The sequence below is a fragment of the Actinoplanes xinjiangensis genome, assembly GCF_003148685.1.
GTDB lineage: Bacteria > Actinomycetota > Actinomycetes > Mycobacteriales > Micromonosporaceae > Actinoplanes > Actinoplanes xinjiangensis.
Genome location: NZ_QGGR01000004.1, coordinates 1 through 24,167 on the forward strand (window position 1 = coordinate 1; position 24,167 = coordinate 24,167).

Below are 24,167 nucleotides of genomic sequence, written 5' to 3' on the forward strand. Positions count from 1 at the left end.
CGGTTACATTCCGAACCCGGTAGCTAAGCCCTCCAGCGCCGATGGTACTGCACTCGGGAGGGTGTGGGAGAGTAGGACGCCGCCGGACTCAACGTAAGGAAAGGCCCACCCGGGTAACGGGTGGGCCTTTTCTTTTTGTGCGGATTCGCCTTTCTGAGGCCTGTGGAATGCAGGCCTCAGAAGAAGTTCAGCCGCGGGTCTGAATGGCGCTGCGAAGCTCGCGCATCAGCGGGGCGGCTTCAGCCTCGGTCCGGCTCGGGAACAGGGCCAGGGCGATGCTGCCGTGGTCGGCCCAGCCGCAGACCGTCATGTCGCCGTCGGTGGAACGGGAGACGCCGCATTTCATGACTCCGCCGAAGTCGCCGGCGTCCACTTCCTGGAGACCGCTCACCGTGCCCTGGTTGTCGTCCACCAGGTTGAAGGACGAGTCCAGGTCGCTTTCGGGCGACCACAGCAGAGTGGTTCCGCCGAAGAACAGAACGGACCTCTCGTCGCTGCTGTTGTAGACGGCACCCACCGCCTTGTCCAGGGCGATCTCGGCGGACAGCGCGGACTGGAGATAGTCCGCGGTGGAGGTGGCCTGCTCACTGTCGTCGAGCGACAGGGCGCCGATCGTCGAGGGCGTGGACAGCGTGGTCTTCCGCTGAGTGTTGACCTGCCAGCCGAACCAGGCCAGCGTCGACGCGCCGGCAAGCGACACCACCAACAGGCTCGCCAGCACGACGGTACGCGCGGTGCGGGCCGGCGGCGGTGTCTCTGACTCGGCGTCCGGGCCGGTGAGGCTGAACGGTGCGTCACCGTCGTCGGTCGCGCTGAGTTCGAGCGGGGCGTCGAGGCCCGACACGGGCGGTGACTCCGGGGCGTCAGGCTCCAGCAAAGGGGCGCCCGGCTCGACGGGACGGGCGGCAGGCTCGACGGGAGGAGCGGCAGGGGCCCCGGAAGCGGGATCCTCGGTGCGGTCGGGGACGTCGTCCGCTGGGGTGGCGGAAGAGGAAGTGTGCTGGCCGCGATCCGACATCAGGCGAGCCTATCGCGCGGGCACGAGCGAGGCCGTTCGCCCGAGCGGTGAGTCATGACGTCGTGGTACCGGTCGGGGTACGCGACGTACAAGTACCTCCCGCCACCGACAGCTGTCCCGAGTCGGGGCGGCTGTGGACCCGACGGCGCAGTGGCGGGACACGGCGAAAGGGAGCCGTGAACCGGACGGCGGCGGGCCGGGATCCTACGGAGGAGGTGCGAATTCGGTGTGGTCGGCGGGGCTCCGTAGACTTGTCGGGTGACCGATGCGACCGAAACCCGTACCCCCGACAGCCGGCCCACCGGTGGACTCTCCGCTCAGTACCAGCCGGGCGAGGTAGAGCAGCGGCGGTACGAGCGTTGGGTATCGGAGGGCTACTTCACCGCGGACCCGAAGAGTGACAAGCCGCCCTTCACCATCGTGATCCCGCCACCGAACGTGACCGGATCCCTGCACGTGGGCCACGCCCTCGACCACACGATCCAGGACACCCTGGTGCGTCTGAAGCGGATGCAGGGTTTCGAGGTGCTGTGGCTGCCCGGCATGGACCACGCCGGCATCGCCACGCAGAACGTCGTGGAGCGGCAGCTCGCCGCCCAGCAGCTGTCCCGGCACGACCTCGGACGTGAGGCGTTCGTGCAGCGGGTCTGGGAGTGGAAGGCCGAGTCCGGCGGCGCGATCCTGGGCCAGATGAAGCGGCTCGGCGACTCCGTCGACTGGTCCCGCGAGCGTTTCACCATGGACGAGGGCCTCTCCCGCGCCGTCCAGACGATCTTCAAGCGGATGTACGACGACGGTCTGATCTACCGGGCCAACCGGATCATCAACTGGTGCCCGCGCTGTCTGACCGCTCTCAGCGACATCGAGGTGGAGCACAGCGACGACGAGGGTGAGCTGGTCTCGATCCGTTACGGCGAGGGGGAGAACTCGATCGTCGTCGCCACCACGCGTGCCGAGACGATGCTCGGTGACACCGCGGTGGCCGTGCACCCCGACGACGAGCGCTACAAGCACCTGGTCGGCACCGAGGTGGAGCTGCCGCTGACCGGCCGCCGGATCCCGATCGTCGCCGACGAGCACGTCGACCCGTCCTTCGGGACCGGTGCGGTGAAGGTGACGCCGGCCCATGACCCGAACGACTTCGAGATCGGGCAGCGGCACAACCTGCCCAGTCCGGCGATCATGGACGAGCGGGCGATCATCACCGTACCCGGGCCGTTTCAAGGTCTTGATCGTTATGAGGCGCGTCCGGCGATCGTCGCCGCGCTGCGTGAGCAGGGCCGGATCGTCGCGGAGAAGCGGCCCTACGTGCACTCGGTGGGCCACTGCTCGCGGTGCAAGACGACCGTCGAGCCGCGGCTGTCGCTCCAGTGGTTCGTCAGCACCGGGCCGCTCGCGAAGGCGGCCGGCGACGCGGTGCGCGACGGCCGGGTGAAGATCGAGCCGGCGGAGCTGTCCAAGCGCTACTTCGCCTGGGTCGACAACATGCACGACTGGTGCATCTCGCGTCAGCTGTGGTGGGGTCACCGCATCCCGGTGTGGTACGGACCGGACGGCCAGATCGTCTGCGTCGGCCCGGACGAGCAGCCGCCGTCCGGTGAGGGCTGGCGCCAGGACGAGGACGTGCTGGACACCTGGTTCTCCTCGGGCCTGTGGCCGTTCTCCACGCTGGGCTGGCCGGAGCAGACCGCCGACCTGGAGAAGTTCTACCCGACCAGCGTGCTGGTGACCGGGTACGACATCCTGTTCTTCTGGGTCGCCCGGATGATGATGTTCGGGCTGTACGCGATGGACGGCAAGCAGCCGTTCGACGTGGTCAACCTGCACGGCATGGTCCGTGACCAGTACGGCAAGAAGATGTCGAAGTCGTTCGGCAACGTCGTCGACCCGCTGGACTGGATCGACCGGTACGGCGCCGACGCCACCCGCTTCACGCTGGCCCGCGGCGCCAACCCCGGCTCCGACGTGCCGATCAGCGAGGAGTGGTGCCAGGGCTCCCGCAACTTCTGCAACAAGCTGTGGAACGCGACCCGCTTCGCCCTGATGAACGGCGCGACGGTCGACGGCCCGCTCCCGGACCCCGCGGAACTCTCCGCCATCGACAAGTGGGTCCTCTCCCGCCTTCAGCATGTGACCGCGGAGGTCGACGGCTACTTCGCCGCCTACGAGTACGCGAAGGTCTGTGACGCCCTCTACCACTTCGCGTGGGACGACGTCTGCGACTGGTACCTGGAGCTGAGCAAGCCGGTGCTGGCCTCGGACACGCCGGAGGCGGCCCGCAGCCGGCGCGTCCTCGGGCACGTGCTCGACCAGCTGCTGCGTCTGCTGCACCCGGTCATCCCGTTCGTCACCGAGGAGCTGTGGATCGCGCTGACCGGTGGCGAGACCGTGATGACGGCCGCGTGGCCCACCGTCGACCAGACGCTGATCGACGACGCCGCCGAGGAGGAGCTGGCCGCCCTCCAGAAGGTCGTCACCGAGGTCCGGCGGTTCCGGTCCGACCAGGGCCTCAAGCCGAGCCAGCGGGTGACCGCCGCGCTCACCGGCCTCGGCAACGTCGGCATCGACACGCATGAGCCGCTGATCCGGTCGCTGGCCCGGCTCGACACGCCCGGCGACGACTTCACCACCACCGCCACCCTCACGGTGACCGGCGGCATCACGGTCGACCTGGACACGCGCGGCGCCATCGACGTGGCCGCCGAGCGGGCCCGCCTGGAGAAGGACCGGGCCGCCGCCGAGAAGGAGGCCACCCAGTGCCGGGCCAAGCTCGGCAACGAGGCGTTCGTCGGAAAGGCCCCGGAGCAGGTGGTCGCGAAGATCAAGGACCGTCTGGCGGCTGCCGAGGCGGATCTGGTCCGGATCGCGGCCGCTCTCGAGGCATTGCCGGCCGGCTGACCGCTCACCAGCGATCAGCGGCCGATAGAGAAAGCGACAGCATGAGCGAGTACGAAGAGGTCGAGGCCGCGCTGGACAACCGCGGCTTCACCCGCATGGTCTTCGACATGCAGAAGATCCGGGACCTGGTGGACGTGCTGGGCACCCCGCAGCGGGCCTACCCGGCCATCCACCTGACCGGTACCAACGGCAAGACCAGCACAGCCCGCATGATCGACGCGCTGCTCCAGGCGCACGGGCTGCACACCGGCCGCTACACCAGCCCGCACCTGGAGACCGTCCGCGAGCGGATCAGCCTGGACGGTGAGCCGCTCTCCGAGGAGGGTTTCGTCGCCACGTACAACGACGTGGCGCCGCTGGCCGAGCTGATCGACGCGCGCAACCCGGAACCGCTGACCTACTTCGACATGACGACCGCCATGGCGTACGCGGCGTTCGCCGACGCCCCGGTCGACATCGCCGTCGTCGAAGTCGGTCTCGGCGGCGAGGAGGACGCCACCAACGTCATCGAGGCCGGCGTGTGCGTGCTCACCCCGATCGGGCTAGACCACACCGAATGGCTCGGCGACACCATCGAGGACATCGCCTGGCACAAGGTCGGCATCATCCACCAGGGCGCCACGGTGGTCACCGCGTTGCAGACCGAGGAGGCCATGCGGCCGATCCTGGAACGCTGCGCGGACATGGGCGCCACCCTCGCCCGGGAGGGCAACGAGTTCGGTGTCGTCCACCGGGCCCAGGCGGTCGGCGGGCAGGTGCTCACCCTTCAGGGCCTCGGCGGCGTCTACGACGAGATCTTCCTGCCGCTCTTCGGCGCCCACCAGGCACAGAACGCCGCGATCGCACTCGCCGCGGTCGAAGCGTTCCTCGGCGCCGGCCCCGGCAAGCAGCTCGAAGCCGACCTGGTCCGCGAAGGGTTCGCCCGGGTCGACTCGCCCGGCCGGCTGGAACGCGTCCGCAGCGCGCCGACGATCCTGCTCGACGGCGCGCACAACCCGCACGGCATGACCGCCACCGTCGCCGCGCTGGAGGAGGAGTTCACCTTCCGGCACCTCGTCGCGGTGCTGTCGGTCCTCGGCGACAAGGACGTGACCGGCATGCTCGAACTGCTCGAACCGGTCGTCGCCCGGCTCGTGGTGACCCAGAACAGCTCGCCGCGCGCCCTGTCGGCCGTCGAACTGGGCCGCCTGGCGATGGAGGTGTTCGGCGAGGACCGGGTGACCGTCACCTCGGACATGCCGGACGCCATCGAAGAAGCCGTCGTCCAGGCCGAAGAGGACGCGTCCGGCGAGCTCAGCGGTGTCGGCGTACTGATCACCGGCTCGGTGGTGACCGTCGCCGACGCGCGGAAACTGCTCAAACGATGACCGGTCCGGAGGAGGACGCGACGCCGGCCGAGAGCACGCCGACAGCCGCGCCGCGGCGTTCCGGTCTCAAGAATCCACAGGCAGCGGTACGAGGACTCGGCGCCGGAACACTGGTGCTGGAGGTGATCGTGCTGCTGCTGACGATCGCGCCACTGACCGTGATCGCGGGGGACCGCAAAGGCCCGGCGATCACGGCGGTGCTCGTCGCCACGGTGCTGGCGATCGTGCTCGCGGGGTCCATGAAACGCGACTGGGCGTGGACCGCCGGGGCCGTACTTCAGGGCCTGCTGCTGGCCGGCGGTTTCCTGCACTGGACACTGGCGGCCGTCGGGGTGATCTTCGGGCTCACCTGGGCGTACGCCATGCATGTCCGTCGAAGCATCCTCGGGTGACGAAAAGGGCGGCCGGAGATCCGGCCGCCCTTTCTTTTGACCCACTGCTCAGAGGATCGCCCGCCATTGGGTTATCGCGATGTTGTGGTTGTCCGGATCGCGGAACGTCGCCGACCACAGCTCCAGCTTGTCGCCGCGATTGACCGGCCGGGGTGAGTGGACGAACTTGACGCCCTTCTCCCGCAACTCGGCGTGGACCGCCTCGATGTCGCCGACCTCCAGGTTGAGGTAGATCAGGCGCCCCGCCTCGGCGGTCAGATTGTGCACGGTCCGCAGCACCAGCCGGGTGTCGCCGGACGCCAGCACCGCGCTGCCGTCACCATTGTCGATCTCGTGGAAACCGAGGATGTCCCGGTAGAACTCCATCGACCGTCCCAGGTCGGTGACGAGCACCGTGATACCGACCCCGTGGATCGAGCCGGCGGTGGCCGGCCGGGCGCTCGGGTAACCGGTGATCACGTCACCGGCGTGCTCGTCGGGACGGCCGCTGAAGTCGCCCCACGGGCCGCTGCGGCGCTGTTCGCCGCCCTCGGCGCCCCGCTCCTGGCCCGCGCTGGGCTGGCCCTGACGCGTGCCGGGTCGTTCCTGGCTCGGGCCGGGTCGCTCCTGGCTCGGGCCGGGCTGTTCCTGGCCCGCGTTGCGCTGGCCGTGGATGGGGCGGGGCTGTTCCTGACCCGCGCCGGGCTGTTCCTGACCCGCGCTGGGCCGGCCGTGGATGGGGCTGGGCTGATCCTGACTCGTGCCGGACTGTTCACCCTCTGTGCCGGCCCGCTCCTGGTGGGTGCTGGGCTGCTGGGTGCCCGCGCCAGGGCGCTCCTGGCCCCTGCCCGGTGCCGGGATGTCGTCGAGGTGTGAAGTCGGGAACGCGTCGGGGGAGACCGCGGCACGGCCCACGGCGACCCCCAGAATGCCGTCACGTAGCGCGGACGGGCGCGGGATCTCCTCGGCGGGCCGGGCCATGATGCCCTCTGCGCGGGCGGCGGCCGCCTGCGGCTCGTCCTCCGGTGGGGGCGTCGGATCCGCATCGATCGGCACGGTGTGGCCGCGCAACGGGAAGTTATCGAGCGGGATGTCGATCTGGTCGATACCGGGCCGGGGTGCGGGGCGCGGGGTGGGCGGGGGGGCGCTCGGGAACGGGCGATCCGGTTCCGGGGCGGTCGGCGGTGGTGCCACCGGCGACGGCGTCGACGCCGCGTACGAGGGGGTGGGCTCCGGGCGCGGCGGCGCAGAGGGTGCCGACTGCGAGCGGGCCTGCTCGGCGTCTTCCGTCTCGAACGACTCCGTCTCCTCACCGGGCTGCGCGAAGAAACGGGTCCGGCTGCCCAACGGCCGGGTCTCGACGTCCGGCGGAACCGTCGAAGCCGCCTGCCGCGCCGCCGAACCGTGGGCCGGTGCCCACCGATCCTCGTCGTCCGGAGCCGACTGGACGGGCGTGGGTCGGGTGGGCTCGGGCCGGGCGGGCTCAGACCGGGCGGGCGAGGGCTGCACCCAAGCGGATCCAGCCGGCGTCGAGCCTGGTTGCTGCCTGAGGGCGTCAGCCGTTGCGGGGCCGGATCGGGTCTGGGCCGTTTCGGTCGGCGCCGGCCCCGACTGCGCCTGAGCTGTGCTGGTCGGAGGCGGGTCGGCCTGCTGCCGAACGTTGTCAGCCGGCGCGGGTCCGGCCTGCCGAACGTTGTCGGCTGGCGTGGGTGCGGGCTGCCGAAGGTTGTCGGCTGGCGTGGGTGCGGCCTGCCGAACGTTGTCGGCTGGCGTGGGTGCGGCCTGCCGAACGTTGTCGGCTGGCGTGGGTGCGGGCTGCCGACGGCCTGTCTCGGCCGGCTCTGAGCCGGGTTCTGGGGCCGGCGAGACAGGACGGTTCGGGGCTGCCCAGCGCTCGTCAGCGGAGGCCGGCGAGCGGGGCGACGGGGTCGGCCGGGCCTCCGGGGTCGAGGAGGCCGGGGACTCGGGCGGGCGGGCCCAGGCGTTCTGCTCATGGGTGCCGGTGCCCGGCCGGGCGGAACGGGACGGGGCCGGGGGCGGCGGAGCGGCGTGGCCGGGGCGCGCGGCCGGCGGAGGTGGCGGGGTCGGTGCGTCCGCACGGCGTGCCGTCGGTGGTGGCGGCGGTGTGAGGCCCGGTTCGCGCGCGCCGGCCCGCGACGACCGGCCCGCCGGCGAGACGGGGTCGATCGGCCCGGTGGTGCGGCCCGCCGGAGAGATCGGGTCGGCGGAGCGGCCCGCCGGCGAGACCGGCTCGGCCGATCCGGTGCGGCGGCCTGCCGGTGACACCGGATCGACCGGCCTGCGGGGACGGTCGTCGGTGTATCCGGTGGTGTGGGCTGCGGGTGAGGTGGGGTTGGCCGTGCCGGTCGTGCGGTCGTCGGTGAATGCGGTGGTGCGGGGTGCCGGTGAGGTGGGGTTCGCCGTGCCGGTGATGCGGTCGTCGGTGTATCCGGTGGCGCGGGCAGCGGATGTGGTCGAATCCCCGGAGCGGGTGTCCGGCTCGGGACGGACATCGGTGGCTGTACCGGCAGAGCCGGTCACGGGGCCCTCCGGAGCGTCCTGAGTCGGGATGCCCGCGGTGGTGGGGCCGCTTCGGCTGGTGTGTTCGGTGGATTCCCGGCCGGTGGATCTGATGCGGCCGTGGGTGCTCTGCGCCGGGATCGGAGAGACCGGGCTGGTGGGTGGGCCGTCCAGGTCCAGGTCGATGTCGATGGCCGGGTCGGGGCGGGACTCGGTGGACGTGCGCTGTGCCGGGGGCACCTGGCCGGACGTCTGCGTCGCGGTGGTCGTGGTTGCGGTCGGTGAGGCTTCGGCCGTACCGGATGGGGTGTCTCGTTCGGCCGTCGCGGTGGCTGAGGCGCCTCGCGGGCGTGGGCTCGGGCGGGAACCCGGCGGGCGGCCGGAGGCCGAACCGGACGCGGGCCATGAGCCGGACGCCGGGCCCGGACCCGTGCTCGGCGGGGCGTCGCCCTGTGGAGAGGTGACGAACGCCGCAGTGGTGCGGGCCGCCGTCTCCGGCTCGGCCGCACCGAACGACCGCGGGCTGGAGGAAGCCGCACCGAACGACCGCGGGCTGGAGGAAGCCGCGCCGAACGACTCTCGTCCGGAAGGGGCGGCATCGAACGACTCTCGGCCGGAAGGGGCCGCGCCGAACGACTCTCGGCCGGAAGGGGCCGCGCCGAACGACTCTCGGCCGGAAGGGGCCGCATCGAACGACTCTCGGCCGGAAGGCGCTGCCTCGAAAGCATCCGGGCCGACCGACGCTGCACGGGAGTCGACATCCGCACGGGAGTCGGCATCGGCAGGGGCTGGGCCGGACGAGGCGGAGGTTGGGCCGGACGAGGCGGAGGTTGGGCCGGACGAGGCCGCGGCGGCGGCGCGGGAATCGGCGGCGGCGCGGGACGTCGCCGTGCCGGACGGGGCGGAAGAGCCGGTGCCCAGATCCGGATCCGGGTCGAGGTCCGGGTACAGGTCGGGGGCGGCCGGGCCGGACGGGGACGGGGCGGAAGAGCCGGTGCCCAGGTCCGGGTCCGGGTCGAGGTCGGGGGTGGCCGTGCCGGCGGGCGCCGGGTCGGCGTCCGGGGAGCGCCAGGGCGGCTCCGGGTCCGGCCAGTCGGCGTCCGGGTCGAAGTCGGGGTCGGGGTCGGTCCGCGCGGCGGGTGCCGGCCGCACCGGCTCCTCGACGGGATCGGCGACGGGGATGCTCTCGGCCGCGTAGGTGGTGGTCTCCGGCTGGACCGGGCGGGCCCGGCGGGGCAGTGGGGACGGTTCCTCGTCGGTGCCGACGACGTGGCCCTCGACGATGGTGCCGGCGGCGGTCTCGCGGACCACGACGGGCGCGCCGGTACGCCGGGCGTACGCGGTCGTGGTGCCGCGCGGACCGGACGACCCGCCGGGACCGTCGGGGTCGACCTCCCAGTCGTCGTCGCGGCCCTCCCAGGGCTCGTCGACGCTGCCGAACACCTCGTCGTCCAGGTCGTCCGGCTCGTTGCGGCCGGCCGGGGGCGGGGGCGGTGGCAGGTCGTCGCTCTCGCGCCGTGCGGGGGCGTCGCGCCAGCTGACCCGGACCCGGCGGGTGTCGTCGACGTCGACGGTGATGGGCACGGTGGCGCCGGGCAGTGGCCATTTCTCGACCGGGATGCGCGGCTCGCGGACCGTCGTCTCGAAGGTGCCGAGCCCGGGGGCGACCACGATCAGCTGGACGGTGGCGCGGCCGTAGGCGCCGGCGACCGGGGGCGGGGTGATCGACCGGACCTCGGCGGTGCCCGCCACCGTGGCGCGCCCGCCTCGCCGGGGCGCCGGCATGAACGCCACCGCGACGGCTATGGCCAGGACGGCCACCCCGAAGAACGCGACCGGTGAACTCGACATGCCGAGGCCGAGTGCGATCACGAAGGCCGCGATCGTGCCGATGATCCAGGCAACCAGCTTTCGCGCCGGGGCGATGGGCCGGCCGGTCTGGTTCTTCACTGTGGACCTCCCGGTAGTTCCCGTCAGGTTATGACCCGGCGGCGCCTCCGCGAAAGTGCGGCAGTCCGGACATCGCCGCTCGCCTGGTTCCCGGTACCGATAGGCTGAACCTCCGCGTGTCTGCCCTTGTAACGGAGGAACTGCGTGTCCAGCACCACCGAGCGTTCGCTCGTCCTGATCAAGCCGGACGCGGTGCGCCGCGGTCTGCTCGGCGAGATTCTGTCCCGTTTCGAGCGTAAGGGCCTGGTCGTCGAGGCGCTGGAGTTGCGCACGATGGACGCGTCGCTGGCCGACGCCCACTACGCCGAGCATGTGGACAAGCCGTTCTACCCGCCGTTGAAGGACTTCATGACGAGTGGCCCGCTGGCCGCGCTGGTCCTCACCGGTGACTCGGTGGTCGAGGTGGTGCGCGCGATGATCGGCGCGACCGACGGCCGCAAGGCGGCCGCCGGCACGATCCGTGGGGACCTGGCGCTCTCCAACCGGGAGAACCTGGTGCACGCCTCCGACTCGCCGGAGAGCGCCGAGCGTGAGCTGGCCCTCTGGTTCCCCAAGCTCTGATCCGGAGGGTCAGAGTGTGTCGAGGCTGGCCCGCCGGCGGGACTCGGCTTCGAAGAACTTGAGCAGCAGCGCGGCCACCACCGCGTAGGCGGCGGCGACCAGCAACTCCTGCCCGATCGCGGGCGCGGCCGCATCGAGGCCGCGCCCCGCGGCGAGCATCCGGGCCGCTTCGGCCGCATGGGTGACCGGCAGGCCCTGCCCGACGACGACCATCCACTGCGGCAGGTTGCCGGGCGGCACGTTCACCCCGGTGAGCAGCAGGAGCACCGCCACCGCCACGTTCGAGATCACGAAGACGTCGCGGAACCGCAGCCCCAGCGCGCCCAGCGTGAGTCCGAAGAAGCCGCAGGCCAGGGAGCCGGCCGCCATCGCCAGGGCCAGGCCGGGCAGGGCGCTGAGCGGGATGCTCAGGCCCAGCATCAGCGACGCCACGGTCAGGGTGAAGACCGAGATCAAGAGCCCGTTCCCGGCGTACGGCAGAACGCGCCCCCAGAAGATGGCGGTGCGGCTGCGGGGCGACAGCAGCACGTGCCCCAGAGTGCCGAAACGGCGTTCGTTGGCGACCGCCATCGTCCCGCCGAACACGCACGCCAGCGAGGCGGTCAGGACGGCGTTGCCGACGAGGAAGAACTGGTCGTCGCCGACGCGCAGCTGCCGTCCCAGGTAGGCGAAGAAGAGCAGCTGGAACAGCGGCCCGATGAACAGGGTGCCGATGAAGAGCGCCGGGCGGGTCCAGTTGAACAGGGCTCGGTAGGCGATCATGCCGCCCACCGTCACCAGTCGCAGCCCGCTCATGCCAGTGCCAGGGTCGCCGTGGCGCGGGCACGCCGTTCGACCACGGTGAGGGCGGCGGCGCCGAGGGCCAGGCAGATGCCGCTGATCGCCAGGCACATCGCGACCGACGGCCAGACCGGGCCGCCGGTGGTCGCCTCGTGCAGGGCGCGGGCGCCCCAGGTGGTCGGCAGCACCGCGGCGATCGGGCCGGTCCAGGTGGGCAGCACGGTCAGCGGTACGAGCATGCCGGAGACCAGCCACACCGGGTATTCGAGGACGTTGGCCAGCGCGTTGGCGTTGCGCATCAGCACGAAGGTGGACGCCAGCAGCAGCCCGAACATGCCGAGCGCGACGATGCAGACGACCGCGGCGATCGGGAAGGCGACGGGGTGCGCGAAGTCGAGCCGGATACCGAACAGCAGCCGTCCCCAGATCAGGGTGGCCAGCAGTGAGTAGGTGCCGGTGATCCCGGTGGCGATGGTCAGCGGGAGGATCACCACGACCGGCCGCCGGGGAGCCATCATGATCATTTCGAGGGTGCCCTGCCAGCGCTGGTTCTGGATGGCGCCGCCGGAGCCGAAGAGGACCGACGACCACACTCCCATCAGGCCGGCACCGACCGCGGCCTGCAGCAGCCGGTCCTGCTCGCCGCCGGAGCGGAACAGGTAGACCGCGAGGACGGCCTGCACCACCGGCACGACCAGCGAGATGGCGATCTCGAACGGCGACCGGCTGAGGTGCTTGGCGTGCATCAGCGTGCCGACGAGCAGCATGCGCAGCGTTCTCATGAGGCGTTCACGATCGTCACGTACGCGTCCTCCAGGGTCGGTTCCCGGCTGTCCACCCGGCCCAGCCGGATCCCGGCCAGCTCCCGCAGCACGTCGCTCTGCACGTCCACGTGCGCGTCCGACTGCACGGTCAGCACCTGGAGCGTGCCGCGGGTCTCCACCGCCGTCTCCCGTACGCCCGGCAGGTCCCGCAGCGCGGCCAGGGCGGTGTCGGGCACCCCGTACGCCTCCACCTCGACGACCCGCCGCCCGTCGGCCCGGCTCCGCAGTTCCGACGGTGTGCCGAGGGCCTGGATCCGGCCGTCGGCGATCACCGCGATCCGGTCGCAGAGTTCGTCGGCCTCGGCCATGTAGTGCGTGGTGAGCAGGACCGTGGTGCCGGTGGCGGCCAGGTTTGCCACGGTCTGGCGCAGCTCGCGGGCGGCGACCGGGTCGACGCCGATCGACGGCTCGTCGAGGAACAGCACCTCCGGCGCGTGCAGCAGCCCACGGGCGATGTGCAGGCGCTGCCGCATGCCCCGGGAGTAGCCCTCGACCCGGTCCTGTTCACGGCCGGCGAGCCGGACCAGGTCGAGCAGTTCGGCGATGCGGCGTCTCTGGTCGCGCGCGGGTACCCCGTAGAGCTCGGCGAAGTAACGCAGGTTGTCCAGCGCGGAGAGACGGTCGTAGAGGCCGCGGTCGCCGCCGAACACGTACCCGATCCGTCGCCGTACCTCCCGGGTCTGCTTCTCCACGTCGAAGCCGCAGATCCGGGCCGTGCCGCCGGTCGGGATGAGCAGGGTGTTGAGCATCTTGATGGTGGTGGTCTTGCCGGCGCCGTTCGGTCCGAGCAGGCCGAACAGCTCGCCGCGCCGGACCGTGAAGTCGACGCCGCGGACCGCGTCGACCGTGGTGAGGCGTGGCCGGAGCCAGCCGGTCCGGGATCGGTAGGAGCGGCGCAGACCGTCCGCCTCGATGGCGTAGTCGCTTTCCATAAGGGGAAAGCTAGGCAACCCCGCCGATGTCAGGAAACGAATTCGGCGCGGGCCGAATCCTCGCCGAGCAGTTTCACCAGGGCGAGACCGGCCGGTTCCAGGCCGTAGAGGACGCGTCGCCCGACCCGCCGCCGGTGCACCACCCCGGCCGCCTGCAGCCCGCCCAGGTGCTCGGAGACGGTGCTCATCGCCAGGCCCAGGGTGGCGGCCAGCCCGGTGGTGGTCGACGGCGTGGTCAGGGCACGGAGCACGGCGGCCCGGCCGCGGCCGATCAGCAGCGCCAGCCGGTCGTCCGGCGCCGGGGCCGGGTTGTCGGCCAGCACCGCCGAGCCGCGGGCCTGGTAGGTCACCATCTGCGTCTCGCGGTCGTCGGTGGAACAGAGCAGACCGCCGCGCGAGAAGATCAGCGGCACCAGCAGGATCCGGCTGTCGGTCACCGTGAAACCCTGGTCCAGGCGCTTGATCAGGGTGAGGACGGGCCGCTCCCAGATGATCCGCTCGTGCAGGTGGGAGAGCAGCGCGTCCGGGCCGTCGGCGGCGAGCGCCCGGGCCCGGAGCAGCACCTCCTCGTCCAGTGCGGCCCGCATGGCCGGCCAGTGCGGTGCCAGCGCGGCGTCCCACCAGGTGGCGAGGCCGTCGGCGAGGCGGTCCAGCGCGGTTTCCGGGTCGTCCCGGAACGGGCGCAGGAGGGCCGGCAGCGAGCCGTCCGGGTAGTGGATCCCGAGCTGGGCGTCGACGACCCCGGCCGGAGTGCGGCGCAGCAGTTCCAGCTGGTCCTCCATCGTCGGCGCCGGGGTGAGCGGCATCGGCGCGAGGAAGTCGGGCATCCGTTTGGGCAGCTGGAGGTGGAGCCGGGCCGGCTCGGGAACCGGGATGTCCCGGACCCGCCGGACCCAGTCGGTGAACGGCCACGACAGGTGGGCGGGGTCACGGCCCACCAGCCAGAGGCTGCTCACCGTCTCGAGCAGCGGGCTGATCGCGATGCGGGTGCGCGACAGCGTCGGCTCGTCGAGCTCGATCCGGATCACGGCTGCAGTGTAGGCGCGCGGTGGTAATGCGGATGAGGGAATCGGGGCGGGGCCGGTATCGTTGTCCGCACGCAGGCTTTGAACCGGCCATCACCGGGGAGCCTCCGGAAGAAAAGATCCACGGATCCCAGTAGAACCGGGCGGACACCGGACCGCGCAGGTCATCCGGCGAATGAGCGGGCGGGTCTCCACGAACCGTCAAGCGAGGTGGTACCGCGGGTCTTCGTCGAAGGCTCGTCCTCGCAGTCACGTCATGTGAACTGCTTGAGGGGAACACCAGAATGGCCTACCCGAAACACACCGACGCCACCGGCGTTCCGGCGAGCCCGGACCTGCCGGCGGTCGAACGTGCCGTCCTCGAACACTGGGCGGCCGACAAGACCTTCGAGGCGTCCGTCGATCAGCGGCCGGCCGGCGAGAACGGGTCCAACGAGTACGTCTTCTACGACGGCCCGCCGTTCGCCAACGGCCTCCCGCACTACGGGCACCTCTTCACCGGCTACGTGAAGGACCTGGTCCCGCGCTACCAGACGATGCGCGGCAGGCGTGTCGAGCGGCGCTTCGGCTGGGACACCCACGGCCTGCCCGCCGAGGTGGAGGCCGAGAAGCAGCTCGGCATCACCTCCAAGGCGCAGATCGTCGACCTGGGCATCGACAAGTTCAACGAGGCCTGCCGCACCTCCGTGCTGGCCTACACCAAGGACTGGGAGCGTTATGTGACGCGCCAGGCCCGGTGGGTGGACTTCGCCGACGACTACAAGACCCTCGACCCGGAGTACATGGAGTCGGTCATGTGGGCGTTCAAGACGCTCCACGAGAAGGGCCTGGTCTACGAGGGCTTCCGGGTGCTGGCGTACTGCTTCCGCTGTGAGACGCCGCTGTCGAACACCGAGACCCGGATGGACGACGTCTACCGGGACCGCACCGACCCCGCGCTGACGGTGAAGTTCCGCCTGTCGGCGGGTTCAGGGCCGGAGGCGCTCAAAGAGGGTGCGGACATCGCGGTGTGGACGACCACGCCGTGGACGCTGCCGTCGAACCTGGCGCTCGCGGTCGGCCCGGACATCGAGTACGCGGTGCTCGAGAAGGACGGGCGGAAGCTTCTGCTGGGCGCGGCGCGCGTCGGCGCGTACGCCAAGGAGCTCGAAGGTTTCGAGCAGACCGGGACCGTGCTGGGCCGGGACCTGGTCGGTCGCCGGTACACGCCGCTGTTCGACTACCTGGTGGAGCAGGGCGGGCCGAACGCCTTCCAGGTGCTCGGCGCGGACTTCGTCACCACCGAGGACGGCACCGGTGTCGTCCACATGGCCCCGGCCTTCGGTGAGGAGGACCAGAACGCCTGTAACGCGGCCGGCATCCCGACCGTGGTCACCGTCGACGACCACACCCGGTTCACCTCGCTGGTCCCGGACTACCAGGGGCTGCAGGTCTTCGACGCCAACAAGCCGGTGATCGCCACGCTGAAGGAGCGCGGCGTGGTGCTGCGCCACGACGGGTACACGCACTCGTACCCGCACTGCTGGCGCTGTGACACCCCGCTCGTCTACAAGGCGGTGTCGTCCTGGTTCGTCGCGGTGTCGACGTTCCGGGACCGGATGGTCGAGCTGAACCAGGAGATCAACTGGACGCCCAACCACATCAAGGACGGCTCGTTCGGCAAGTGGCTGGCCAACGCCCGCGACTGGTCGATCTCCCGCAACCGTTTCTGGGGCTCGCCGATCCCGGTGTGGAAGTCCGACGACCCGCAGTACCCGCGCGTCGACGTCTACGGCTCCTTCGAGGACATGGAGCGCGACTTCGGGGTCAAGGTCACCGATCTGCACCGGCCGTACGTCGACGAGCTGACCCGGCCCAACCCGGACGACCCGACCGGGAAGTCGGTCATGCGCCGCGTCCCCGAGGTGCTGGACTGCTGGTTCGAGTCCGGGTCGATGCCGTTCGCCCAGGTGCACTACCCGTTCGAGAACAAGGACTGGTTCGAGCACCACTACCCGGGCGACTTCATCGTCGAGTACATCGGGCAGACCCGCGGCTGGTTCTACACCATGCACGTGCTGGCCACGGCGCTGTTCGACCGGCCCGCGTTCCGGAACTGCCTGAGCCACGGCATCCTGCTGGGCGAGGACGGCCGGAAGATGTCCAAGTCGCTGCGGAACTATCCGGACGTGTACCGGGTGTTCGACACGTACGGCTCGGACGCCATGCGGTGGATGCTGATGTCGTCGCCGGTGCTGCGGGGTGGCGACATGCCGGTCACCGAGCCCGCCATCCGCGACTCGGTGCGCCAGGTCCTGCTGCCGCTCTGGAACGTCTGGTACTTCTTCAGCCTCTACGCCAACGCCTCCGGCCATGAGGCGCGGCTCCGGACGGATTCCCAGCACCTGCTCGACCGGTACGTGCTGGCGAAGACGCGGGAACTCGTGGAGGACGTCCAGCGGCAGATGGACGACTACGACATCTCGGGTGCGGCCGTCTCCATCAGGTCCTACCTCGACGCGCTGACCAACTGGTACGTGCGTCGATCCCGGGACCGGTTCTGGGAGGGCGACGAGGACGCCTTCGACACCCTCGCCACCGTGCTGGAGACGGTCACCCGGGTGGTGGCGCCGCTCGCGCCACTGACCGCCGAGGAGATCTGGCGTGGCCTCACCGGCGGCCGTTCGGTGCACCTGACCGACTGGCCCTCGGCGGACGCGTTCCCGGCCGACCACGAGCTGGTCGCGTCGATGGACGCGATCCGGGACGTCGCCTCGGCGGCCCTGTCGCTGCGCAAGGCCAAGGGCCTCCGGGTCCGGCTGCCGCTGGCGTCCGCAACCGTCGCCACCCCGCAGGGCGCGGCTCTGGCCGGGCTCGGGGACCTGCTCAAGGACGAGGTGAACGTCAAGGACGTGGTCTTCACCGACGACGTCGCGGCGTACTGCCAGCAGGTCCTCACGGTCGTCCCGCGGGCGCTCGGCCCCCGGGTCGGCAAGCAGGTCCAGCAGGTGATCAAGGCGGTCAAGGCCGGCGAGTGGCAGCTCGTCGACGGCGCCCCGGTCGCGGCCGGCATCACCCTGGCCGAGGGGGAGTACGAGCTGAAGCTGGTCGCCGCCGACGTGGAGAACTCCGCGCCGCTGCCGGCCGGTGGCGGCGTCGTGGTCCTCGACACGGTCGTCACCGACGAGCTGGCCACCGAGGGCCTGGCCCGCGACGTGATCCGCGTCGTGCAGCAGGCCCGCCGCGACGCCGACCTGGACGTCAGCGACCGCATCACCCTCGTGCTGTCGGCCTCGCCGGCGGTCCGGGCAGCGGTCGAGACGTTCCGGGACTTCATCGCCGGTGAGACGCTCGCCACGGCACTGGAGTTCGCCGAGCTGACCGGCGGCTTCGCCGGCGAGGTCGGCGACGGCGAGCAGGTCACCGTGACGGTCACCGTAGTGTGATTCAGCCGATTGGCCCGGATGTTCGCCTCGAAGTGGGCGAACGTCCGGGCCAGTCCAAGATCACTAGGTACATCCCGGCCACTGTCAGCTAACCTCACAGCACCACACACCCCCCACGCGTCCCGGAGGACGAGTTGCCCCTGCTCTACTCGATCGCCAAAGCCACGCTGGGCACGGCCCTGAACTTCGGCTGGCGCCCGCACGTCGAAGGCATCGAGCACATCCCGCACACCGGCGGCGCGATCTTCGCGGGCAACCACCTCTCCGTCGCCGACGAGCTCCTCCTGGGCACCGTGGTTCCCCGTCACCTGGCCTTCTGGGCCAAGTCCGACTACTTCACCGGCGCCGGCGTCAAGGGCTTGCTCAACCGCAAGCTGATGGAGGGCCTGGGCGCCATCCGTGTCGAGCGGGAGGGCGGCCGTGCCGCGCTGACCGCCTTCGACGCGGCCATCCCGGCGCTGAAGGGCGGCGACCTGATCGTCGTCTACCCGGAGGGCACCCGGTCACCCGACGGCCGCCTCTACCGCGGCCGCACCGGCGTCGCCCGCCTCGCCGTCGCCGCCGGCGTCCCGATCATCCCGGTCGGCGTCCGCGGCACCGACAAGGTGCAGCCGATCGGCCGCATGGTGCCCAAGCTGGAACGCGGCGTGATCACGGTCAAGTTCGGCAAGCCCATCGAGACGGTCGGCCGCTCCGAGGACCGCACCGCTCTGCGTGAGCTCACCGACTACGTGATGACCGAGATCCAGAAGCTCACCGGCCAGGAATACATCCCGCGCTACGCCCCGAAGCGCGACGAAACCGAATAAAAGCCTCATATCGTACGGCTACCCGTCCCGTCTCGTGCTGAGACGCGAGGCGAGTGACACGTGCGGTCCCAGCGCGCCTTGCGGGCTGAGGCGATCGGTCACCGTGAGCCCCGGCTGGCTCCCACCGCTGTCTCAGCGCTGCTGAGACAGCGGTGACGGCCAGCCGGTGACGGCTGGCGGTGCAAGCCAACCGGGCCGGCCGGCCGGGACGGACGCATACGCCCGGCGGTCGCGCTGTCGGCCGGGACGGGGCGCCTGCCTCGCGGATCAGCACGAGGCGGGGCGGGTGGCCGTACCGTATCGCCGTTTGTTGCGGATGGTGACCCAAGGCCTGGTCAGGCGGGCTCGAGGATCCTTTCGCGGATGCGCGCCACCAGGTCGGCGCTGTCGGTCAGCGAGCGACGGGTCAGCAGGACCGTGGCGAGGCTGCCGTGGTCGGCCCAGGTGCAGGCGACGACCGAGGTGTCGTCCAGGCGGCCGGTGCCGCACCGCTGGTGTGCACCGAACTCACCGAGGTCGAAGGACTGGATCTTCTTCAGGTTCAGTGAGTCGGTGAGGCGGCTGAGCTGCGCGTCCACGTCGGTGTCGGGACTCAGGCGCAGGCCGGTGACGCCGAAGACGGTGACCCGTTTGCCGCGGCCGTCGGTGTAGATCCCGGCGAAGGTGTCGCCGTCGGCGCCCTGCAACTGGTCGGCGAGACGCTGCGCGGCGCGCCGGCCGGCCTCGTTGTCGCGCAGGCTCAGGTCGGAGAAGGAACTCGGCAGGACGGCCCTCACCGGGTACTGCCGCAGGCCGGGCACATACCAGTAGGCGCCGGCCAGGGCCAGGACCACCACCAGGAACAGGCCCAGCCGGCGGAACCGACGGCGGCGCCGGGGCCGCGACGGTGCCCACGGCGCGGCGACCGGGGTGCGGGGCTGCACCGGGATCCGCGGCGGGGCGGACGGCGCGGGCCGGCGGTTCAGCAGGCGCAACCGGCCGGGAGCGGCCGTGGCGACCTGCTGGCTCTTCGTCGCGGCCTGCTGGCCCAGTGACCGCAGCCGGTCCGGCGTGTCGGCTGCCACCCGCTGGCCCCTGGCGGCGGCCTGCTGACTCAGCGACCGCAACCGGTCCGGGGCGCCGGCCGCGGCCTGCTGGCCCTTCGCGGCGGCACGCCAGCCCCATGCGCGGACCTTCGGCGGGATCAACGGCGGCAGGCCGGTGCCGGTCGCCGGGGGCGGATAGGTACCGGGCGCCGGCAGGGACGACGGCGTGGTGCCCGCGGCGGGCGCCGCCGGTTTCGGGAGAGGGGCCGGTGCCGGTTCGGCGGCGGGCGCCGCGGGGTTCGAGACGCTCGTCGTCGCCGGGCCCGCCGGTTGCGCGGCGCGGGCCGGTGGTGCGTCGTCGACGGGGGTCGGTGCCGGGTTCTCGATGCGGGTGGGCGGCAGGGGCGACGGCGGGGTGGTGTACGCGTCCGGCCAGACCGGAGTGTCCTGATCGGCCCACGGGTCGACGGCCGGGATCGTGGTGCGGTCGTCGGCCGGCGCGGCCGGAGCCGCCGGCTCGGCCCCGTTGATCCGGTCGACCACGCGGGACCACAGCGACCGGCGGGGCACCGGCTCGGGAACCGGGGCGGCGCCGCTCCACCACCCGGGCACGTCAGCCGTCGGTGGTTCGCCCGATCCGGCGAATCGGGTGCGGTCGGGCACTCCTGCGGCCGGGGTGGTGTCACCCGGCTGCTGGTCGGCCATGGATCGATCTCCTCCCGCGTGCCTGGAGGCGGCACTCTTCGATCCAGGTTAGGCCGGGTGCGCCAGTGGGACGGCAGGTCGAGATCCGGACGCCGGACATGAATGCCGGACAACGAGGGCGATGTGCGAAACGCTCTGGAGTCGTATGGTTACCCGGACTTGGCTTCGATCCGGCTCTCCAGGCCGGAGAGTGCCCGGGGTCACCCGGGCATGCGACACCTCGATTCGCCACAGGAGGGAGGGGCGCACCGGTCACAGCGGTGCGCCGGAATCGCATGGGTGCGACGGAGAGAAATGCGGTGACCATCTCGGGTGCCGAGTCCGGCCGGCCGATGGTGTTCGCCCACGGCTACGGCTGCGACCAGAACATGTGGCGGTTCGTCACCCCGGCGTTCCAGGACACCCACCGGATCGTCCTGTTCGACCACGTCGGCAACGGGCGGTCGGACCTGTCCGCCTACCGGGACTCCCGGCACGGCTCCCTCGGGGGGTACGCCGAGGACGTCCTGGACATCGTCCGCGAGCACGACCTGCGCGACGTGGTCTTCGTCGGCCACTCGGTGAGTGCGATGATCGGCGTGCTGGCCGCGAACCGGGAGCCGGAGCGGTTCGCCGCGATCGTGATGATCGGCCCCTCCCCGCGCTACATCGACGACGAGGCGACCGGTTACGTCGGTGGCTTCGCCCGGGATGACATCGACGGGCTGCTGGAGTCGCTGGACAGCAACTACCTGGGCTGGTCGAGCGCGATGGCCCCGGTCATCATGGGCAACCCGGAGCGTCCCGAGCTGGGCCGGGAGCTCACCAACAGCTTCTGCGCCACCGACCCGGAGATCGCCAGGAAGTTCGCCCGCGTGACGTTCCTCTCCGACAACCGGGCCGACCTGCCGCACCTGCGGGTCCCGTCGCTGGTCCTCCAGTGCTCGGACGACGTCATCGCACCCACCGCGGTCGGTGAGTACGTCCACAAGAACACGCCGGACAGCACGTTCCTGGCACTGAACGCGACCGGTCACTGTCCGAATCTGAGCGCGCCGGAGGAAACGGTTGACGCCATCAAGTCCTGGTTGTAGACAGCGGGCATGATCGGCGGAGCATCGGCGTGAGCGAATCTGGTGGGCCGGACGTGACACAGGAGTTGCGACTGCCCTGGGACGACGATCCCGAGGACCTGTACGAACATGCGCCGTGCGGTTATCTCACGACGCTTCCGGACGGCACCGTCGTCCGGGTCAACGAGACGTTCCTGAACTGGACCGGCTACACCCGGGCGGACCTGATCGGTCACCGTCGGTTCCGTGATCTGCTGACTCCGGGTGACCAGATCTACCACGAGACCCACTACGCGCCGTTGCTGGCGATGCAGGGCGAGGTGCACGAGATCGCCCTCGAGGTGGTCGGCGCCGACGAGCGCCGGCTGCCCACGCTGGTCAACTCGGTCCTGGAACGCAGCCCCAACGGATCACCCCGGATGATCCGCACGATGGTCTTCAACGCCACCGAACGGCGCAGCTACGAGCGGGAACTGCTGGCCGCCCGCCGGGCCGCGGAGGCGTCCGAGCAGCGGGTCCGGGTGCTGCAGCAGATAGTGGCCGACCTGGCGGCGGCCCCTACCGAGGCCGAGGTCGCGGAGGCGGTGGTGCGTGCGCCGGAACCCGCCTTCCAGGCCACGAGCACCAGCATCTACCTCGTCGACGCGGAGCGGGACCAACTGGTCGCGGTCGCCTCGACCGACCCGACCACCGGCAACTGGGACGACATGCCGCGCTCGTCGGCCCGGGCCGTGGCCGAGGTGGCCCGGCGTGGCGACCTGCACGTGATCGGCACGCTGACCGACGCCGAGGCGCACTTCCCGGATCTGGCCGAGTCGATGCGCCGGTCAGAGCGGGGCACCGTGGTGCTGCTGCCGCTGACCACGGGGTCGGCCGACGAGCAGGGCGGACCGGCCGTGCTGGGCGTCCTCGCGTTCAGTTTCCGTGACGAACGGGTCCTCACCGACGGTGAGCTGCGAGTCATCCGGTTGCTCGGCCAGCAGGCCGGCCAGGCGCTGGACCGGGCCCGTCTCTACGACGACGGCCGCCGGCGTGAGGAGCGGTCCTCGTTCCTGGTCCGGACCACCCGCGCGCTCGACGAGGAGCACCGGCTGCTGCAGCGGGCCCGCCGGCTGGTCGAGCGGGTGGTGCCGGAGATCGCCGACTGGGCGCTGGTGCGGCTCCAGGTGGGCCCGGCCGGGCTGGTCGAGCACCACGGCGGCCCTGCGCCGGACCCGGCCCGGATCGAGGCCCGGACCGCCGAGGCGATCGAGACGGTGGCGCCGGTCTTCGCCACCGACGGCGACGGACTGGGCTGCACCGTGCTGCCGCTCATCGCCCGCGGCCGGGTGCTCGGCACGCTCGCCCTGCGGATGGCGCCGGACCGCCGCGGCGACGAGGCCGAACGGCAGTTCCTGATCGACCTGGCCGACCGGGTCGCCCTCGCCTGTGAGAACGCCCGCCTCTACGAGCAGGAGCGGGCCATCGCCCGGACGTTGCAGCGCAGCCTGCTCGCCGCGGACGTGCCGGGCACCGACCCGCGGTTCGTGGTGGAGACCTACTACCAGGCCGCGGCGCAGGACATGGAGGTCGGCGGCGACTGGTACGACGCCTTCCTGATCACCGCGAACAAACTGGCCGTGGTGGTCGGCGACGTGGTCGGGCGGGGCATTGAGGCGGCCACCACGATGGGCCAGCTGCGCAGCGCGATCCGTGCGCTCGCCTCGGCCGAGAACGGGCCGGCCCGGCTGCTGGAGGGCCTGGACCGGTTCTGTGACCGGGTCGACTCGGCCCGGATGGCCACCCTGGTATACGCCGAGGTGGACCTGCTCAGCAGCGAGATGGCGTTCGCCTGCGCCGGTCACCTGCCGCCGCTGCTGCACGAGCCGGCCGGCTCCCCGGAATACCTGCTGCAGGCCCGGTCGGCGCCGCTCGGCTCCCGGGCCGGGGACGTCCGCCGGACCGAGCACCGGAGGCGACTGGCCGCCGGGAGCCGCGTGCTGCTCTACACCGACGGCCTGATCGAGCGCCGGAGCCGCGGCATCGACCGCGGCTTCGAGATCCTCGCCCGGGAGTACGCCCGCCGCCGTGACGCCCCGCTCAAGGGCCTGACCGCGGGCCTGGCCGACACCCTGGTCGGCCGGGACCACGCCGACGACGTGTGCCTGCTCTGCCTGACGCTCGGCACCGAGGAGCGACTGGAGCGCTCGATCGGCGCCGACCCGCTCCAGATAGCGCTGCTGCGTGCCGACATGCGCGGCTGGCTGGCCGGGCACGGCGTCGACCCGGACTGCCTGAACGCGGTGCTGCTGGCCTGCTCCGAGGCGGTGGCCAACGCGATCGAGCACGGCTACCAGGACGACCCGTTCGGTGTCGTCGACGTGGCCGCCACGATCAGCCCGGACACCGTGGAGATCCAGGTCACCGACCGGGGTCGCTGGCGCGGTCCGGTCTCCGACCTGGCCCGCGGGCGCGGGCTCCAACTGATCTACGAGGCCATGGACGAGGTGGCCTTCGACCGGACCGGGGAGGGTACGACGGTGATCATGCGCCGGCATCGGGGGACACCGTGACGGACCAGTGGGTGAGTTTCTCCCGCCGCGGGGCGGCCGAGCTCGTTCATCTCAAGGGTGAGATCGACCTGGCCAACGCCAATGACATCGGCCGGGCCATCGTGGCCCGGACCTCCTCGGCCAGTGCCGTGCTGATCGACCTGACCGCGGTCTCGTTCCTGGACAGCGCCGGGGTGCGGCTGCTCGACTGCATCGTCGGAGATCTGAACGACCGGGGGAAGCCGATCCGTCTGGTCGTCGGCGAACGCGGGGCCGCACGGATGACGTTGCAGCTCTGTGCGTTCCGGGCCGACCTCCTCGACACCGACCTGGACCGGGCCGCGACGGAACTGGGCGGGTAGTCCGCGTACCCT

General features: G+C 71.5%; 16 protein-coding genes and 1 rRNA gene. 10 read left to right on the top strand and 7 right to left on the bottom strand.

Annotated elements, in window-relative coordinates:
- Positions 1 to 88: ribosomal RNA gene (gene rrf / locus BC793_RS09840) — 5S ribosomal RNA — on the top strand; the annotation flags it as partial.
- Positions 89 to 187: 99 nt separating this feature from the next.
- On the opposite strand, the gene BC793_RS09845 is transcribed toward rrf, so the two are convergent.
- Positions 188 to 844 carry a hypothetical protein gene (locus BC793_RS09845; protein ID WP_239169834.1) on the bottom strand — a complete coding sequence of 219 codons (657 nt, stop codon included), beginning with the start codon at positions 842 to 844 and terminating at the stop codon, positions 188 to 190.
- Between the two features lie 432 nt (positions 845 to 1,276).
- On the opposite strand from BC793_RS09845, the gene BC793_RS09850 reads away from it, so the two are divergent.
- From BC793_RS09850 to BC793_RS09860, 3 genes are read left to right on the top strand one after another with little or no spacing between them, the layout of a single operon-like run.
- On the top strand, positions 1,277 to 3,916 hold the full coding sequence (locus BC793_RS09850; protein ID WP_109591540.1) for a valine--tRNA ligase: 2,640 nt from the start codon (positions 1,277 to 1,279) through the stop codon (positions 3,914 to 3,916).
- A 41-nt stretch (positions 3,917 to 3,957) separates the two neighbouring features.
- Positions 3,958 to 5,283, top strand: a complete 1,326-nt coding sequence (locus tag BC793_RS09855; RefSeq protein ID WP_109591542.1) for a bifunctional folylpolyglutamate synthase/dihydrofolate synthase — start codon at positions 3,958 to 3,960, stop codon at positions 5,281 to 5,283.
- Complete coding sequence (locus tag BC793_RS09860; protein WP_109591544.1) at positions 5,280 to 5,675, top strand: DUF4233 domain-containing protein; 396 nt, start codon at positions 5,280 to 5,282, stop codon at positions 5,673 to 5,675. Before BC793_RS09855 ends, BC793_RS09860 begins: the two co-directional genes overlap by 4 nt.
- Before the next feature lie 48 nt (positions 5,676 to 5,723).
- Here BC793_RS09860 and BC793_RS52775 read toward each other — a convergent pair whose 3' ends face one another.
- Positions 5,724 to 10,124, bottom strand: coding sequence for a VOC family protein (locus tag BC793_RS52775; protein WP_239169835.1), 4,401 nt, complete (start codon positions 10,122 to 10,124; stop codon positions 5,724 to 5,726).
- A 144-nt stretch (positions 10,125 to 10,268) separates the two neighbouring features.
- On the opposite strand from BC793_RS52775, the gene ndk reads away from it, so the two are divergent.
- The gene (gene ndk / locus BC793_RS09875; RefSeq protein WP_109591546.1) at positions 10,269 to 10,685 is read left to right on the top strand and encodes a nucleoside-diphosphate kinase; all 417 of its coding nucleotides are present in this window, start codon (positions 10,269 to 10,271) and stop codon (positions 10,683 to 10,685) included.
- A gap of 9 nt (positions 10,686 to 10,694) precedes the next feature.
- Here the strand turns inward: ndk and BC793_RS09880 are convergent, their stop codons facing one another.
- Genes BC793_RS09880 through BC793_RS09895 form a run of 4 tightly spaced genes read right to left on the bottom strand, consistent with a single transcriptional unit; the run spans position 10,695 to position 14,249 of the window.
- Positions 10,695 to 11,480: an ABC transporter permease gene (locus BC793_RS09880; RefSeq protein ID WP_109591548.1), complete on the bottom strand. Its 786-nt coding sequence runs from the start codon at positions 11,478 to 11,480 to the stop codon at positions 10,695 to 10,697.
- On the bottom strand, positions 11,477 to 12,247 hold the full coding sequence (locus BC793_RS09885) for an ABC transporter permease (protein ID WP_170167220.1): 771 nt from the start codon (positions 12,245 to 12,247) through the stop codon (positions 11,477 to 11,479). Before BC793_RS09885 ends, BC793_RS09880 begins: the two co-directional genes overlap by 4 nt.
- Positions 12,244 to 13,221 carry an ABC transporter ATP-binding protein gene (locus BC793_RS09890; protein ID WP_109591552.1) on the bottom strand — a complete coding sequence of 326 codons (978 nt, stop codon included), beginning with the start codon at positions 13,219 to 13,221 and terminating at the stop codon, positions 12,244 to 12,246. Before BC793_RS09890 ends, BC793_RS09885 begins: the two co-directional genes overlap by 4 nt.
- Positions 13,222 to 13,250: 29 nt before the next feature.
- Entirely contained in the window at positions 13,251 to 14,249 is a 999-nt protein-coding gene (locus BC793_RS09895) for a helix-turn-helix domain-containing protein (protein ID WP_109591554.1), read from the bottom strand.
- 281 nt (positions 14,250 to 14,530) lie between these two features.
- On the opposite strand from BC793_RS09895, the gene ileS reads away from it, so the two are divergent.
- Positions 14,531 to 17,671 carry an isoleucine--tRNA ligase gene (gene ileS, locus BC793_RS09900; RefSeq protein ID WP_109591556.1) on the top strand — a complete coding sequence of 1,047 codons (3,141 nt, stop codon included), beginning with the start codon at positions 14,531 to 14,533 and terminating at the stop codon, positions 17,669 to 17,671.
- 134 nt (positions 17,672 to 17,805) lie between these two features.
- The gene (locus BC793_RS09905) at positions 17,806 to 18,480 is read left to right on the top strand and encodes a lysophospholipid acyltransferase family protein (RefSeq protein WP_109591558.1); all 675 of its coding nucleotides are present in this window, start codon (positions 17,806 to 17,808) and stop codon (positions 18,478 to 18,480) included.
- Positions 18,481 to 18,815: 335 nt separating this feature from the next.
- Here the strand turns inward: BC793_RS09905 and BC793_RS49500 are convergent, their stop codons facing one another.
- Positions 18,816 to 20,210 (bottom strand): hypothetical protein, encoded by a 1,395-nt coding sequence (locus BC793_RS49500; protein WP_158319215.1) that lies wholly within the window; start codon positions 20,208 to 20,210, stop codon positions 18,816 to 18,818.
- Between the two features lie 299 nt (positions 20,211 to 20,509).
- Here BC793_RS49500 and BC793_RS09920 point away from each other — a divergent pair, with 299 nt between their 5' ends.
- The 3 genes from BC793_RS09920 to BC793_RS09930 are packed head-to-tail and all read left to right on the top strand — an operon-like array spanning position 20,510 to position 24,155.
- Positions 20,510 to 21,283, top strand: coding sequence for an alpha/beta fold hydrolase (locus BC793_RS09920; RefSeq protein WP_307784566.1), 774 nt, complete (start codon positions 20,510 to 20,512; stop codon positions 21,281 to 21,283).
- Between the two features lie 29 nt (positions 21,284 to 21,312).
- Positions 21,313 to 23,814, top strand: a complete 2,502-nt coding sequence (locus tag BC793_RS09925; protein WP_239169836.1) for a SpoIIE family protein phosphatase — start codon at positions 21,313 to 21,315, stop codon at positions 23,812 to 23,814.
- A gap of 11 nt (positions 23,815 to 23,825) precedes the next feature.
- Entirely contained in the window at positions 23,826 to 24,155 is a 330-nt protein-coding gene (locus BC793_RS09930; RefSeq protein ID WP_239169837.1) for an STAS domain-containing protein, read from the top strand.
- The last annotated feature ends 12 nt before the right edge of the window (positions 24,156 to 24,167 follow it).